The sequence below is a fragment of the Yimella sp. cx-51 genome (assembly GCF_017654605.1).
Taxonomy (GTDB): Bacteria; Actinomycetota; Actinomycetes; order Actinomycetales; family Dermatophilaceae; genus Yimella.
Window position 1 is genome coordinate 2,742,354 of record NZ_CP072113.1, and the last position, 12,862, is coordinate 2,755,215.

A 12,862-nucleotide genomic window follows, 5' to 3' on the forward strand; every position below is an offset into this window, starting at 1 on the left:
ACGCTCTGCTTACTTGTCCGGCGCGATGGTGTTGGTGCTGTCCGGCTTCGCGACTTCCTGCAACCGCGCCTGAGCGTTCGCGGCGTCGGCCCAGGTCTGCAGGTTGCGGCGCTGGGCTTGTTCGACCTGCTTCAGCTTCTTCAGGATGAGCTCGGACTGCTCGATATTCGCGAGGTGCTTGCTCGTGACGTACTCGGCGCGCTGCCGGCGGAATTCGTCGACGGGCCAGATGGGTGAGCGGCGCATCTGGCGCCAAGCCTCATGCCGTTGAAGGGCCGAATCTTCCGACAGCTTCATCGCGGCGACGACGACGGCGAACAGCAGGCCGAACACGTAAACAGACGCGATCATGATCAGGACGATGGCCAGCGCTGTCATGGCTGCTCCCTCCGCCGATCGGACGTCTTCAGTCTAGGTCGTGCACGGCCGCACGGCCTCGGATGTGCGACCGAATCAGCGGAATCAGCGCGCCAGGTCGAGCTGCTGATGCCACGACTGCGATTCGTAGGTGGTGCTCCAACCCATCGAGGTGTAGAGCCCCTCGGCCCCGGTCGGCGAGTCGGCGTCGACCTCCAGGCCGACCCGGTTACGGCCACGCTCGGCGGCGTCGGCAATCACCGTGTGCAGCAATGCCTTCGCCACTCCGTGGCCACGCGCTCGGCGATGCACCCCGATGTAGTCGATGTAGCTGCCTTGCACGCCGTCGGCATCAGGCGGGCTGACGGAAGCGACCACCGCACCCGCCGGGAGCTGCTCACCGTCCTGGTCGATCATGGCCAACCACCAGTGATCCCAACGGTGCCCGGGGTCTTCTCGCAACCGCATCACGAACTCCGGGAAGCTCTCGCGATACGAACTGAAGTGATCCTGGAACGACTCCTCGAGCAACCGGTGCACGGTCTGCAGGTCCTGTGCCACCGGCATGCCGTCCTCGTGCACCTCCACCCGGCGGACGGTCACGCCCTCGCGCGCGCCGGGCAGCGTCTCAGCCTCCTCGGAGGTCACCGGCCGCGACATGTGCCACCAAGTGCGCACCTTCTCGTAACCTGCCCGATCCAACCAGCGCTGCTGCCGCTCGTCCACCGAGTACGCGTGCGCGTCGAGCAGGATCGAGCGGAGCCGGCGCAGGGTGTCGATCTCGATCGCGAAACGGCGACCGGCGTCGAAGAGGCAGTCTGCGAGTTGATCAGCCAGGTCGTCCGGAAGCTCGACGCTGATCTCGGGCTCGACGACGGTGCGCCCGGCGGCCCGGTCGTGCACCGACAACCACGCTACGAGGCGGTCGTGCTCATCGTCGACCACCAGCTGCCGCCGAGTCCACGACCCGACGCCGGTGAGCTGCGCCTGGATCATCGGAGCATCCACCGAACCTGCTCGACCCACCCGTTCCCGATGTGCCGCAACGAGTTCGACGATCGCATCGATGTCATCGGCCCCGGGCACGCGCGCCTGCCAACCCTGTGGCAGACCCTCGATGGTCAGTTCGGTTTCGCTCATGGCTCCACCTTTTCATCTGCCGGCCCCAAGAATGCGGCGACGGCCAGATCCTCCGAGCTAGCGGCGCTGGCGTCCGAAGAGTCCTCTGCGCTCCGTTCTGTTCGGAGCCACAGGCGAACCAGCCTCGGTCGCCGCGAGGATCTGCTCCACCCGCGGATTGGCCAGTTGATAGCTCGCCAGCATCGGCAAGGTCGGTTCCTCCGGGAGCGGCTCGCTGCCGTCGTCGACGCGCGACGCCTGCTCACGACTTGCCACGGCTTCCTCTGATTGCCCCAGCGTTTCTTGGAGTCGGGCACGCAGCCGCCAAGCAGCTGGCTCATGCACGAAGTTGGCCTCCGCGATCGCGGCGTCGATGGCGATGAGGGCAGCACCAACGGAACCGTCCGAGTACAACGCATCGGCCAACCGTTGGAAGCGGCCGGAGGTGGCGGCCTCCGGCGGATCGAGACGGATCGCCTGACGCGCACATACGACCGCCATGTCATGCCGGCCTTCGTAACGTCGCAGCGCGAACAACTGCCAGGCCGCATTCCGCGCAGCAGGCGGGTCACCGTCTTCGAGTTCGCGGCTGAAGATCTCGGCTGCTGCGGACGGATCAGTGCGAGCCAACGTGTACGCATTCGGGGCGGGCACCTCCTCCCCCAATGCCTTCAGCGCCTCGCGAGCGTCCGTCACCACACCCGGGTCACTGCTGCGCAAACCCATCCTGAATCCGGTCACCATTTCTCCGTGCCGGTCCGGCTTCCTACTGTCGTCATCCAGGTACCAGTACGGGTCCTCGTCGGTGTCACGCAGAATGACCGCGCGGTGGAAGTGTGCCTCGTCCCAGTGCTTGTCGCCGATCGAGATCACCTCGTCGAAGGCGGTGAGTGCCTCCCGCCAACGCCGCTGCTGTTTCATCATCAGACCGGCTGCATGGGCCGCGTCCGACTGATCCCACGACTGGTCGTAGGTGTTGATGTTCCATGCCTTCTCGTAATCGGCGTATGCACCGTCGATGTCGCCAGCGGCCTGTCTGCCACGTGCCGACGCGATCCATTCCGAGGGCGATACCCAGTCGCTGGCCATGCCGGAAGTATCAACCGTTTCAGGCATCGCGCCTAGTCTGTGTCGCGTGAACCTCAGCGCGATTCGTACCGACCTCGCCCCGGACGGCGTCCTCCACGCATCGATCAATCTCGGCAATCCTGTGCTGGCCCAGGGAGATTCCGTCTCCCCCTCCGGTGTCACCGTCGATCTCGCCCGCCAGATCGCAGGACGGCTGGACGTACCGGTCGAGTTCGTCTGCTTCGACGCCGCGCGGAAGTCCTTCGAGGCGCTGGTCACCGGCGCCGCGACGCTGGGATTCATGGCGATCGAGCCCGCGCGTGCCGATCAGGTGGGGTTCACCAAGCCGTACGCGCTCATCGAAGGCGTGTACGTGGTGCCCACCGAGAGCGCACTCCGGACGGTCGCGGACGTCGATGCGCCTGGCGTCCGTATCGGGGTGAAGGAGGGCTCGGCCTACGACCTCTTCCTCACCCGGACGCTGGAACACGCCGAACTCGTGCGTGGAGCCGAAGGCGTGGACGTCTACCTCGAGCAGAGCCTCGAAGCGGGCGCCGGAATCCGCCAGCCCGCAACGACATTCGTCGACACCCATGACGGGCAGCGACTCATCGACGAGGCATTCATGCAGATCCGGCAAGCGGTCGCCGTCCCGCGTTCGGTGTCAGCCGAGACGCTCACCTGGGTGACCGAGGTGGTCGAGGAGCTGAAGGCAGATGGCTTCGTCGCGCAGTCGCTCGAGCGCAGCGGTCAGGGTGGCGTTCGGGTAGCGCCAGCGGCTCAGAAGTAGCCGGTCTCGCCGTCGATCAGTTCGCGGATGATGTCGAGCTGACCGGCGTGGCGGGCGGTCTCCTCGATCATGTGCAGGATCATCCAGCGCAGGCTGGCGTGCCCAGCTAGGAAACCGTCGAAGCGTCCGAGATCATCGAGCGAAGCGGCGGCGATCACGCGGTCGGAGGCATCGCACTCCCGCCGGTATTCGCGCAGTAGCTGCTCCAGTTCGCGACCTTCCACCATGAAGTCGAGATCGTCGACCTTCTCCGAGAAAGCCGGGCTGCCGATCGGGTCGTCGCCGGTGAACGCGATCTGGAACCACGTGTGTTCCACCCAGCGCAGATGCGACAACACACCCGCGATCGTCATCAAGGGCGAGGTCGGAATCACCACCTGGTGAGCTTGTTCGTTGGTGAGGCCCTCACATTTCAGGGCGACGATGTCGCGCTGCAGTTGGTACCAGCCCATCAGCTGGGTGCGTTCGTCGGCGTCGAATGGCGGGCGCACTCGTTCGGATGTCATGGCTCAACGGTGCCGCGTTCAGTGGCCGACCGCGACCGAATATTCATCCGACACCTTGCGCCGTTTCGCTCCGCGCGCACCCAACTCGCCGGTAACTTGAGCCCAAACCCCGCTGACAAGAACCACTCATGACCGCACGCAAGAACGTCCTCGTCACCGGCGCCAACCGGTTGGTCAACAAGTTGCTCGCCGGACGCTGAGGGTGCGCGGATCGCAGCGAAGGGTCACCGGGTTAAGGCACCGCGTTCATCCAGCGATGACTACTGCTCCTCGTGGGTGTTGGGGTCGCCGCCGAAGAGGCGTCCGTCGGGCTTGCCGAGACCGGTGATCGCAGCCATCTGCGAGGAGTCGAGCTCGAAACCGAAGACCTCGAGGTTCTCCTTCTGGCGTGACGGAGTGGCCGATTTCGGCAGCGGCATGACCGCGCGCTGCACGTGCCAGCGCAGGATCACCTGGGCCGGCGTCACGTTGTGAGCCGCAGCGGCAGCGGCCACCGGCTCCTCCTCGTACGGCGCCTGCCCCTTGCCCAGCGGACTCCACGCCTGGGTGAGAATGCCCAACTCCTTGTTGACCGCGAGCATCTCCTCCTGCGGGAGGTAGGGGTGCACCTCGATCTGGTTGATGGCCGGGGTCACACCGGTCGCCTCGATGATGCGGCGCAGGTGGTCAGCGGTGAAGTTGGAAACACCGATCGTGGTGACCAGGCCGGTCTGCTGCGCCTCGACCAGCGCCTGCCATGCCTCGAGGTAGAGGTTGACGCTCGGGTTCGGCCAGTGGATGAGACCGACGTCGATGCGGTCGACACCCAGCCGCTCCGCCGAATCCCGAAGTGATTGCGCGGCAAGGTCTTTGGCGTGGAAGCGTCCTGGGATCTTGGTGGCGATCTGGACGTCGTCGCGCGGCATGTCGGAGTCGGCGAGCGCCTTGCCGACCTCCGCCTCGTTCTCGTAGTTCACCGCGGTGTCGAGGTAGGTGTAGCCGGTGTCGAGCGCACTCACCAAGGCCGTCACGCCCTCGTCGCCCTTGAGCGGGTAGGTGCCGAAGCCGATCGCGGGCACGGTCGTGCCGTCGTTCAAGGTGTAAGTCGTCATGCGTCCACTGTTGCTTGCGACCGGGTCACATACAAGTGCCGTCCGCCGATCAGGCGTACCTGACCACTCACCTGCCCACCTTCACGGCCTGCACCCCGCGGACGAGGTTCACTTCAACTCGGCAGACCGCCGTGCTTGCCTCGCGGAATGCAGAGCGGAGTCCGTCGCGAACCGCGGTTCACGGAGCGGCCGGAGCAATGGGAGCCAACGGGAAGGCTCAGCCGAGTTCGGCGGCGATCCTCATGGCGGCGTCCTGCAACGGTCCGACCGCGGCCGCGATCGCGTCATCAGTCATCCGGGTCACCGGTCCTGAGACCGACACCGCTAGTCGCTGGGTTTCGGTCGGCACCTTCACCGCGACACAGCGCACACCGAGTTCCTGCTCCTGCTCGTCCACGGCGTAGCCCCGCTCACGGGCGATGCCGAGTTCAGTGGCGAACGCCTGTGGTGTGCCGATCGTGAACTCCGTCAGCTGGGGCATGCCGGTGCGCTCCAGTAACGCCTCCACCTCCGCCGGCGGCATCGTGGCCATGATCGCCTTGCCCACCGCGGTTGAATGCGGCAGCACGCGACGGCCCACTTCGGTGAACATGCGCATCGAGTTGCGCGACGCCATCACCTGCCCGAGGTAGACGATCTGGTCGCTGTCGAGCGCGGCGATGTTGACCGACTCCCCCGTGCGAGCCACCACCTGCACCATGGCCGGACGCGCCCACCTGGCCACCGACCTGCTGGCGACATCGCCGAGCCGAATCAGCTTGGGGCCCAACGTGTATTCCTTGGACGCCTCCTGCCGGGCGTACCCGAGGTCGACCAGCGTCCGCATCATCCGATGAATCGTGCCGAGCGGCAGGCCGGTCGATTCGGCGAGGCGCGACACGGTGGTCGTGCCGCCCCCGGCGGCCATGTGCTCGAGCAGCGCGAAGGCACGACCGAGCGACTGCACCCCTGCCCCGCGGCCCGCCGTGCTCGATGACTCGGTCACAACCGTTCGCCGCCCACCCACACGCCCGCGACATCGTCCGTGGTGCCGAGCGCGAAGATCTTCGCGAGTACGTCGTCGGAGTCCTTGGCGTGTTCGATGCCCATGTCGAGCGGGTCGCCGTCCTGCGGACGAATCCAGATCGCGTCGAACTGCTTGCCTGCCGACAGGTCGCCGATCTCTTCGTCCATCTCCAACGCGTGCGCCCCGGCGCGGGTGGCGAGGTAGAGCAGATGCGCGGACGTCAGCGGTAGGCCGTCGTCGCCCAGCAGTTGCTGCATGAAGTAGGCCTGCAGGCCTTCCTTGAAAAGGCTGAAGCCGGTGCCTGCGCCGACATCACTACCGAGCGCGACCGAAACTCCATGTGCCACATGTCGTTTCAGCGGAAACAACCCACTACCAAGTGCAGAGTTGGACGTCGGACAGTGCGCCACCGAGGTGCGCCGCTGGGCCATGAGGGTCAGCTCTTCGTCCTTGGGGTGGACGTCGTGGGCCAGCACTGAGCGTCCGCCGAGCAAGCCGTGTGCGTCGTAGCTCTGGGTGTAGTTCAACCCGCCGAAGAGCTCCTCGACTTCTTCAATCTCGCGCTTGTTCTCGTTGAGATGCGAGGTGAAGTAGAGGTCGTCGAACTCCTGCATCACGCGTCCGCAGGCCGCCAGCATCTCCTCGCCGGCGGACAAGGAGAAGCGCGGGGTGACGGCGTACCGGAGGCGATCGACGCCGTGCCATTTGTGAGCAAGGTCGACCGATTGCTCGTACGCGAGCTCAGGAGTGGTGAGCAAACCCTCGGGCAGGATGCGATCGGAGACGACCAATCCGCTCACGATCCGCAGCCGGCTGGCATGCGCCTCGGTGAAGAGCACCTCCATGGCGGACGCGAAGTGCGAACCGAAGACCAAGGCGGTGGTCGTGCCCGCCTCGCGCAGACCACGCAGGAAGCCGCGGGCCACCATCCGGGCCTGGTGTTCGTCGGCCATCTGGAGTTCTTCGGGCAGTGCAGCGCGGTCGAGCCAGTCGAGCAAGGGCATGCCGAGGGCGCCGATCACCCGCAGTTGCGGGAAGTGCACGTGGGTGTCGACGAAACCCGGCAGCAGGACGCCTTCCCGTAGGTCGACCACCTGCTCGCCGGGGAACTGCCGGAAGAGTTCACCGGCAGTGGCTCGGTGGGTGATGACCCCGTCGATGACCCGTAGGCCGACATCGGCGCCGGCGCGCAGGGCGGCGCCGTCGAATGGACTGTCCGGGGTGTCGAGCGCCGTGGCGCGGTAGATGGTCATGACTGATCTCCTGAGGTCGAGTGCTCGGCCGCGAAGACCTGGAGCAGTTGAGCAGCAACGCCCACGGCGATGGCTGCCGGTTCCTTGGACACGATCTCGGGCACACCGATCGGGCATTGGATGCGAGCGATGTCTGTGGCCGAATGTCCTTCTTCGGCAAGGGTTTTCTCGAAACGGCGCCACTTGGAGCGCGACCCGATGAGGCCGATGGTGCCCAGGTTGGGGAGGCGCAACGAGGCGTCGCAGAGCGCGGCGTCCTCTGCGTGGTCGTGGCTCATGATGAGCACATGGGTGCCCTGCGGTAGCTCCGGAAGGAGAGACTCCGGCACCGGCGTGTGCTTGATGTTCACCTCGGCCACGGCATCAGCCAGCTCCTGCGACAACGACGAATCGACTTGTGCTGCACGGGAATCGGCCAGGTAGAGATCGATGTCGTGACGGGAGAGGACCCGCGCGAGCTCACGACCCACGTGACCCATCCCGAAGATCGCGACGGCGGGGACGGTCGGCACCGGTTCGAGCAACATCGTCACTTCTCCTCCACAACATTGCACTCCGTAGCGGTTGTCGGCATGGGTGTTGAGACCGATCTCCAACAGCTCCGGTTCGGCGTCGCGCTCGTCGAGCATCGCGCGTCCACGCACGATCGCGGACTCTTCCAGGTTGCCGCCACCGACGGTGCCGAAAGTCTGCTCACGCGTGACGATCATCTTGGCGCCGGGAGCGCGCGGAGCGTGTCCGCGCACGGCGGTGACGGTGATCAGCACCGACGCCACCCGCTCCCGTCGTAGGCGCTGGATCACCTTGGCCCACTGCATGATTCAGCCGTCTGTCGGTGCGGCGCCGCGCGCTTCCTGCAGCGCCCAGAAGACCGCTTCGGGCGTGGCCGGGCAACCGATCTCGACGCTGACTCCTTCGTCGCCGAAGGCAGCTGCCGCTTGACGCAGCGCCTCGCGGGTGGAGAAGGCGAGCATCAAGGGCGGCTCACCGACCGCCTTGCTGCCGTAGACCGCGCCGTCCTCGTGCGCCCGCTCCAGCAGACTCACGTTGAACTCCGCCGGCATCTCCGAGAAGCTCGGCAGCTTGTAGGTGGAGGCGCCCTGAGTGGCCAGCCGGCCACGGGTCGGGCGATCACTGGTGTCCCATCGCAGGTCTTCCAGGGTCAGCCACCCGGCTCCCTGCACGTAGCCGCCTTCGATCTGACCGATGTCGATCAACGGCGACAACGAGTCACCGACGTCGTGCACGATGTCGACGCGCAGCGTGCGATAGGCACCGGTGAAGCGGTCGACCTCCACCTCGGTGGCGGCCGCGCCGTACGCGAAGTATTTGAACGGCGAACCCTTGACCGTGGCGGGATCCCACTTCAGGCCCTCGGTGCGGTAGAAACCGGCCGCCCACAGTTGCACCCGACCGAAGTAGGCACGATGGACGAGGTCTTCCCAGGAGAGCTCCTCCTGCGCCTCGGCCTTCACCTTCTCCAGCCGCACCATGATCTGCTCACAGGCGTCCTTGACCGCTCCACCGTTCAGGTCGGCGCCCGTACTCGCAGCAGTGGCCGAGGTATTGGGCACCTTGTCGGTGCGGGTGGGAGCAAGGCGCACCCTGTCGAGCGGGATGCCGAGCGTGGTCGCGGCGATCTGCAACATCTTGGTGTGCAGGCCCTGTCCCATCTCGGTGCCGCCGTGGTTGATCAGCACCGAGCCGTCCTTGTAGACGTGCACCAACGCACCCGCCTGGTTGAAGGCGGTGAGGTTGAAGGAGATGCCGAACTTCACCGGGGTGATCGCGATGGCCCGCTTGGTGTTGGGGCTGGTGGCGTTGAACGCGTCCACCTCCGCCATCCGACGATCCAATTCGCCGTTCTGCCAGACCTGCTCCCAGCATGCGACGGCCCGCTCGGCGTGCCGCACCGGCTGGCCGTACGGCGTTTCCTGGCCGTCGACGTAGAAGTTCTTGCGGCGCAGTTCGTGCGCCTTCATCCCCAGCTTCGGGGCAACCCGGCCGAGGATGTCCTCCATCACCAACATGCCCTGCGGTCCGCCGAACCCACGGAAGGCGGTCTGTGAGGTCTTGTTGGTCTTGGCGATGCGTCCGTCGACCCGGATGTTGGGCACCCAATAGGCGTTGTCAACGTGACACAAAGCGCGGGCGAGCACCGGCTCGGAGAGGTCGAGACTCCATCCACCGTCAGAGGTGAGCACCGCCTCGAACGCCTGGATCTTGCCCTCGTCGTCGAAACCGATCTTCCACGCGGAGTGGAAACCGTGCCGTTTGCCCGACATCGTCATGTCCTGCGTGCGGTTGAGGCGCACCCGCACCGGGCGTCCGGTGAGAGTGGCGGCCAGGGCACCGATAGCGGCATAGCCGTGCGGCTGCATCTCCTTGCCACCGAAGCCGCCACCCATGCGTAGGCATTGCACGGTCACTTCGTTGCTGTCGAGACCGAGCACGTGCGCGACGATGTCCTGGGTCTCGGTGGGGTGCTGGGTGCTGCACTGGATGAAGATCTGGCCGTTCTCGTCGACCTGCGCCAACGAGCAGTGGGTCTCCAGGTAGAAGTGCTCCTGGCCGGCAAACTCGAACTCTCCCTCAAAGACCCGAGTGGACGCCGCCCAACCAGCCCCGAGGTCGCCCCGGGCCATCACCGGACGCGCACCCTGGAAGCTCTCGGCCTCGATCGCCTCCTTGACCGTGATGAGCGCGGGAAGCTCGTCGATCTCGACCTTGACCGCAGCCGCCCCCAGTCGGGCCGCTTCGAGGGTCTCCCCGATCACCCAGCACACCGGGTGGCCGTAGTACATGACCTCGGTGGGGAAGAGCGGTTCGTCGTGCTTGATGCCGGCATCGTTCACTCCGGGCACATCGTCAGCGGTGAGCACCCGCACCACGCCGGGCACGTCGTACGCCGGCTGGACGTCCATCGACGTCACACGTCCGTGCGCAACGGCCGTCTGCACCGGATAGGCGTGCAACGTGCCGAGCGTGCGGCCCACGAGATCGTCGGTGTAGAGCGCCGCACCCGTCACGTGTTGGTTGGCAGCCTCGTGCGGCATCTCTTGTCCGACAATCGCATTCATCGGACGCTGGGAAAGGGTGCTCATGACGCCACCTCCTGCGGGTCGTTCTCGGCGAAGAGCTTCTCCAGCGACGTGCCGAGCATCGCGGCCCGGTAGCGAGCGCTGGCGCGGTGGTCGTCCATCGGCGTGCCTTCACTGCCCAGCACCTGTGCCGCCTCGGTGATCGTGGCGGCGCTCCAGGGCTTGCCCTCCAACGCCGCTTCAGTGGCGGTTGCCCGGATCGGGGTGGCTGCGACGCCGCCCAGACCGATGCGTGACTTGCGGATGATGCCGCCCTGCACATCGACCGCGATGCCGACAGCGACGCTGCTGATGTCGTCGAACCGCCGCTTGGCGATCTTGTGGAAAGCGGTGATCGGCAGGGCCGGCAGCGGGATGACGATCGACTTGATGAGTTCGCCCGGCTTGCGCACCGTTTCGCGGTAACCGGTGAAGTATTCGGCGAGGGGTATGTCCCGTTCGCCCTCGCTGGAGGCGAGCACCAGAGTCGCTTCGAGCGCCAGCAGCGCGGGCGGGGTGTCGCCGATCGGCGAGCCGGCGCCGAGGTTGCCGCCGATGGTCGCGCCGTTACGGATCAGGCGCGAGGCGAATTGCGGAAAGAGACTGGCCAGCAACGGAACTCGGCCATCGAGCAGGCGTTCGATCTCACTGAGAGTGAGGGCGGCACCGAGTTCGAGACGCTCATCGCTGAGGGCGAAGGTGCGCAACTCCTCGAGCCGGTCGACCGCGATCACCAACGGTGCCCGAACGCCCTTGAGGTTGACGTCGACGCCCCAGTCGGTCGAGCCCGCGACGAGCACGGCGTCGGGCTGGTCATCGAGAAAGGAAAGTGCGTCGGCGAGTGTTGCCGGACGCACGAAGCGACGTGAATCGCGCTCCACCGTGGTGGACCCTCCGCTGGGCGCCGGTGAGCTGCAGCGCGAGGCGAACTCGTCGCCCGACTGCACCGCGCCGAGGGCATACGCGGCATCGCGGATCGGGCGATAGCCGGTGCAGCGGCACAGGTTGCCCGACAGGGAGTGCAGATCGAATCCGTTCGCGCCGTGGTCGGCGTTGTCCTCACCGTCGGGGGCGCGCTCCGGACGGTAGAACTCCGCCGCCATCGAGCAGATGAATCCCGGTGTGCAGTAACCACATTGCGAACCGCCGCGGACGGCCATCTCGCGTTGCACCTCGTGCAGATCGGTCGGTGTGCCCAGTCCCTCCGAGGTGACGACCTCCTGACCGTCGAGGGTCAACGCCGGGATCAGACAGGCATTGATCGACACCCAGCGGGAGGTGTCGCCGTCAGGCCGCAGCACCATGATCGAGCAGGCGCCGCACTCCCCCTCGGCACAGCCTTCCTTGGCTCCGGTGAATCCGCAGTCGCGAATGAAGTCGAGCGCATTGGTCGCGGGGTCGATGTCGACCATTGACCGCGACCGCCCGTTCAGATTCATCTCGGGCTGTTCTGAATTCATGCTCACTCCCAACGTCCGACGGCGTGTCGGACTCCTTCCGGTCCGCCGGAGCATGGTTGGAGGTCAAGACTCGAACCGCGCCGGTTATCCATGCGAACGACGCCGTTCAGAGCAGCCTAAGTGCTGCGGATCACAAAAGGAAGATCTCGGAGGGTGGAAACATATTCCACACTACGAAAGTCGGTGCAGCCCTCGTCCGCTCGCCGTCCGCCACAAACCGGACGCAAAAGCGACGTTTCAGCACGGGAAACGTGTCGTTTGCGTCCGGTTTGTGCGAGCAGGCGGCGAACCGGGACCGCCTCAGACCAGCTGGCGGCTGAGCGTCGCGTGCCGGTTGACGTCCTTGTAGAGCAGGTAGCGGAAGCGACCCGGCCCACCGGCGTAGCAGGCCTGCGGGCAGAACGCGCGCAGCCACATGAAATCGCCCTCCTGCACCTCGATCCAGTCCTTGTTGAGCAGGTAGACCGCCTTGCCCTCCAGCACGTACAGGCCGTGCTCCATGACGTGCGTCTCCGGGAACGGGATCGCGCCGCCGGGCTCGAAGTTGACGATGTTGACGTGCATGTCGTGCCGGATGTCGGTCGGGTCGGCGAAGCGCTGGGTGGTCCAGGCACCGTTGGTGCCGGGCATCTCACCGCCGGGCACGTCGTCCTCGTGCGTGACGAAAGCGTCGGGCGCCTCGATGCCCTCGACCTTCTGGTACGCCTTGCGGATCCAGTGGAAGGTGGCGTTGGCCTCGCTGGCGTTGTGCAGCGTCCAGTTCGACTGCGGCGGCAGGAAGACATAGCTGCCGGCGCGCAACGCGTGCTTCTGGTCGTCCAGGGTCAGTTCGAGTTCGCCGCCCACCAGGAAGAGCACGCCTTCGGCGGAGGTGTCGAGCTCCGGACGATCCGAGCCGCCACCCGGCGCCACCTCGACGATGTACTGCGAGAAGGTCTCGGAGAAGCCCGAGAGCGGACGCGCAATGACCCACAGCCGCGTCTTCTCCCAGAACGGCAGCAGGCTGGTGACGATGTCGCGCATCGTGCCCCGGGGCAGCACTGCGTAGGCCTCGGTGAACATCGCCCGGTCGGTGGTGAGCTCGGTCTGCCCGGGCAGGCCACCAGTGGGCACGTAGTACGAGTTGGTCATG

General features: G+C 66.1%; 12 protein-coding genes. 1 reads left to right on the plus strand and 11 read right to left on the minus strand.

Features of this window, described 5'->3' with window-relative positions; genetic code table 11:
• Positions 1-9: 9 nt before the first annotated feature.
• From J5M86_RS13070 to J5M86_RS13080, 3 genes are all read right to left on the minus strand, one after another.
• Positions 10-378: a hypothetical protein gene (locus J5M86_RS13070; protein WP_188059031.1), complete on the minus strand. Its 369-nt coding sequence runs from the start codon at positions 376-378 to the stop codon at positions 10-12.
• An 84-nt stretch (positions 379-462) separates the two neighbouring features.
• Positions 463-1,497, minus strand: a complete 1,035-nt coding sequence (locus tag J5M86_RS13075; protein ID WP_188059030.1) for an N-acetyltransferase — start codon at positions 1,495-1,497, stop codon at positions 463-465.
• A 57-nt stretch (positions 1,498-1,554) separates the two neighbouring features.
• On the minus strand, positions 1,555-2,592 hold the full coding sequence (locus tag J5M86_RS13080; protein ID WP_188059029.1) for a hypothetical protein: 1,038 nt from the start codon (positions 2,590-2,592) through the stop codon (positions 1,555-1,557).
• A gap of 19 nt (positions 2,593-2,611) precedes the next feature.
• On the opposite strand from J5M86_RS13080, the gene J5M86_RS13085 reads away from it, so the two are divergent.
• Positions 2,612-3,334, plus strand: coding sequence for a transporter substrate-binding domain-containing protein (locus J5M86_RS13085; protein ID WP_244328365.1), 723 nt, complete (start codon positions 2,612-2,614; stop codon positions 3,332-3,334).
• On the opposite strand, the gene J5M86_RS13090 is transcribed toward J5M86_RS13085, so the two are convergent.
• The 8 genes from J5M86_RS13090 to J5M86_RS13125 all read right to left on the minus strand — a co-directional run bounded on the left by J5M86_RS13090 (position 3,325) and on the right by J5M86_RS13125 (position 12,861).
• A complete protein-coding gene (locus J5M86_RS13090) occupies positions 3,325-3,840 on the minus strand; it encodes a DinB family protein (RefSeq protein WP_188059027.1) in 516 nt (171 codons plus the stop codon). The genes J5M86_RS13085 and J5M86_RS13090 overlap by 10 nt on opposite strands.
• 260 nt (positions 3,841-4,100) lie before the next feature.
• Positions 4,101-4,931, minus strand: coding sequence for an aldo/keto reductase (locus J5M86_RS13095; protein WP_188059026.1), 831 nt, complete (start codon positions 4,929-4,931; stop codon positions 4,101-4,103).
• Between the two features lie 217 nt (positions 4,932-5,148).
• Positions 5,149-5,916, minus strand: a complete 768-nt coding sequence (locus J5M86_RS13100) for an IclR family transcriptional regulator (protein ID WP_188059025.1) — start codon at positions 5,914-5,916, stop codon at positions 5,149-5,151.
• Positions 5,913-7,190 carry a guanine deaminase gene (locus J5M86_RS13105; RefSeq protein WP_188059024.1) on the minus strand — a complete coding sequence of 426 codons (1,278 nt, stop codon included), beginning with the start codon at positions 7,188-7,190 and terminating at the stop codon, positions 5,913-5,915. Before J5M86_RS13105 ends, J5M86_RS13100 begins: the two co-directional genes overlap by 4 nt.
• On the minus strand, positions 7,187-8,008 hold the full coding sequence (gene xdhC / locus J5M86_RS13110; RefSeq protein WP_188059023.1) for a xanthine dehydrogenase accessory protein XdhC: 822 nt from the start codon (positions 8,006-8,008) through the stop codon (positions 7,187-7,189). The genes J5M86_RS13105 and xdhC overlap by 4 nt, the downstream gene beginning before the upstream one ends.
• A 3-nt stretch (positions 8,009-8,011) precedes the next feature.
• Positions 8,012-10,294 (minus strand): xanthine dehydrogenase molybdopterin binding subunit, encoded by a 2,283-nt coding sequence (gene xdhB / locus J5M86_RS13115; RefSeq protein WP_188059022.1) that lies wholly within the window; start codon positions 10,292-10,294, stop codon positions 8,012-8,014.
• A complete protein-coding gene (locus tag J5M86_RS13120) occupies positions 10,291-11,730 on the minus strand; it encodes a xanthine dehydrogenase small subunit (RefSeq protein ID WP_208965033.1) in 1,440 nt (479 codons plus the stop codon). Before J5M86_RS13120 ends, xdhB begins: the two co-directional genes overlap by 4 nt.
• Positions 11,731-12,030: 300 nt before the next feature.
• Positions 12,031-12,861, minus strand: coding sequence for a bifunctional allantoicase/(S)-ureidoglycine aminohydrolase (locus J5M86_RS13125; protein ID WP_188059021.1), 831 nt, complete (start codon positions 12,859-12,861; stop codon positions 12,031-12,033).
• Position 12,862 lies beyond the last annotated feature (1 nt).

Coding starts and splice junctions, on each gene's coding strand:
- J5M86_RS13070 (WP_188059031.1), bottom strand. CDS start 378: ATGACAGCGCTGGCCATCGTCCTGATCATGATCGCGTCTGTTTACGTG.
- J5M86_RS13075 (WP_188059030.1), bottom strand. CDS start 1,497: ATGAGCGAAACCGAACTGACCATCGAGGGTCTGCCACAGGGTTGGCAG.
- J5M86_RS13080 (WP_188059029.1), bottom strand. CDS start 2,592: ATGCCTGAAACGGTTGATACTTCCGGCATGGCCAGCGACTGGGTATCG.
- J5M86_RS13090 (WP_188059027.1), bottom strand. CDS start 3,840: ATGACATCCGAACGAGTGCGCCCGCCATTCGACGCCGACGAACGCACC.
- J5M86_RS13095 (WP_188059026.1), bottom strand. CDS start 4,931: ATGACGACTTACACCTTGAACGACGGCACGACCGTGCCCGCGATCGGC.
- J5M86_RS13105 (WP_188059024.1), bottom strand. CDS start 7,190: ATGACCATCTACCGCGCCACGGCGCTCGACACCCCGGACAGTCCATTC.
- xdhC (WP_188059023.1), bottom strand. CDS start 8,008: ATGCAGTGGGCCAAGGTGATCCAGCGCCTACGACGGGAGCGGGTGGCG.
- xdhB (WP_188059022.1), bottom strand. CDS start 10,294: ATGAGCACCCTTTCCCAGCGTCCGATGAATGCGATTGTCGGACAAGAG.
- J5M86_RS13120 (WP_208965033.1), bottom strand. CDS start 11,730: ATGAATTCAGAACAGCCCGAGATGAATCTGAACGGGCGGTCGCGGTCA.
- J5M86_RS13125 (WP_188059021.1), bottom strand. CDS start 12,861: ATGACCAACTCGTACTACGTGCCCACTGGTGGCCTGCCCGGGCAGACC.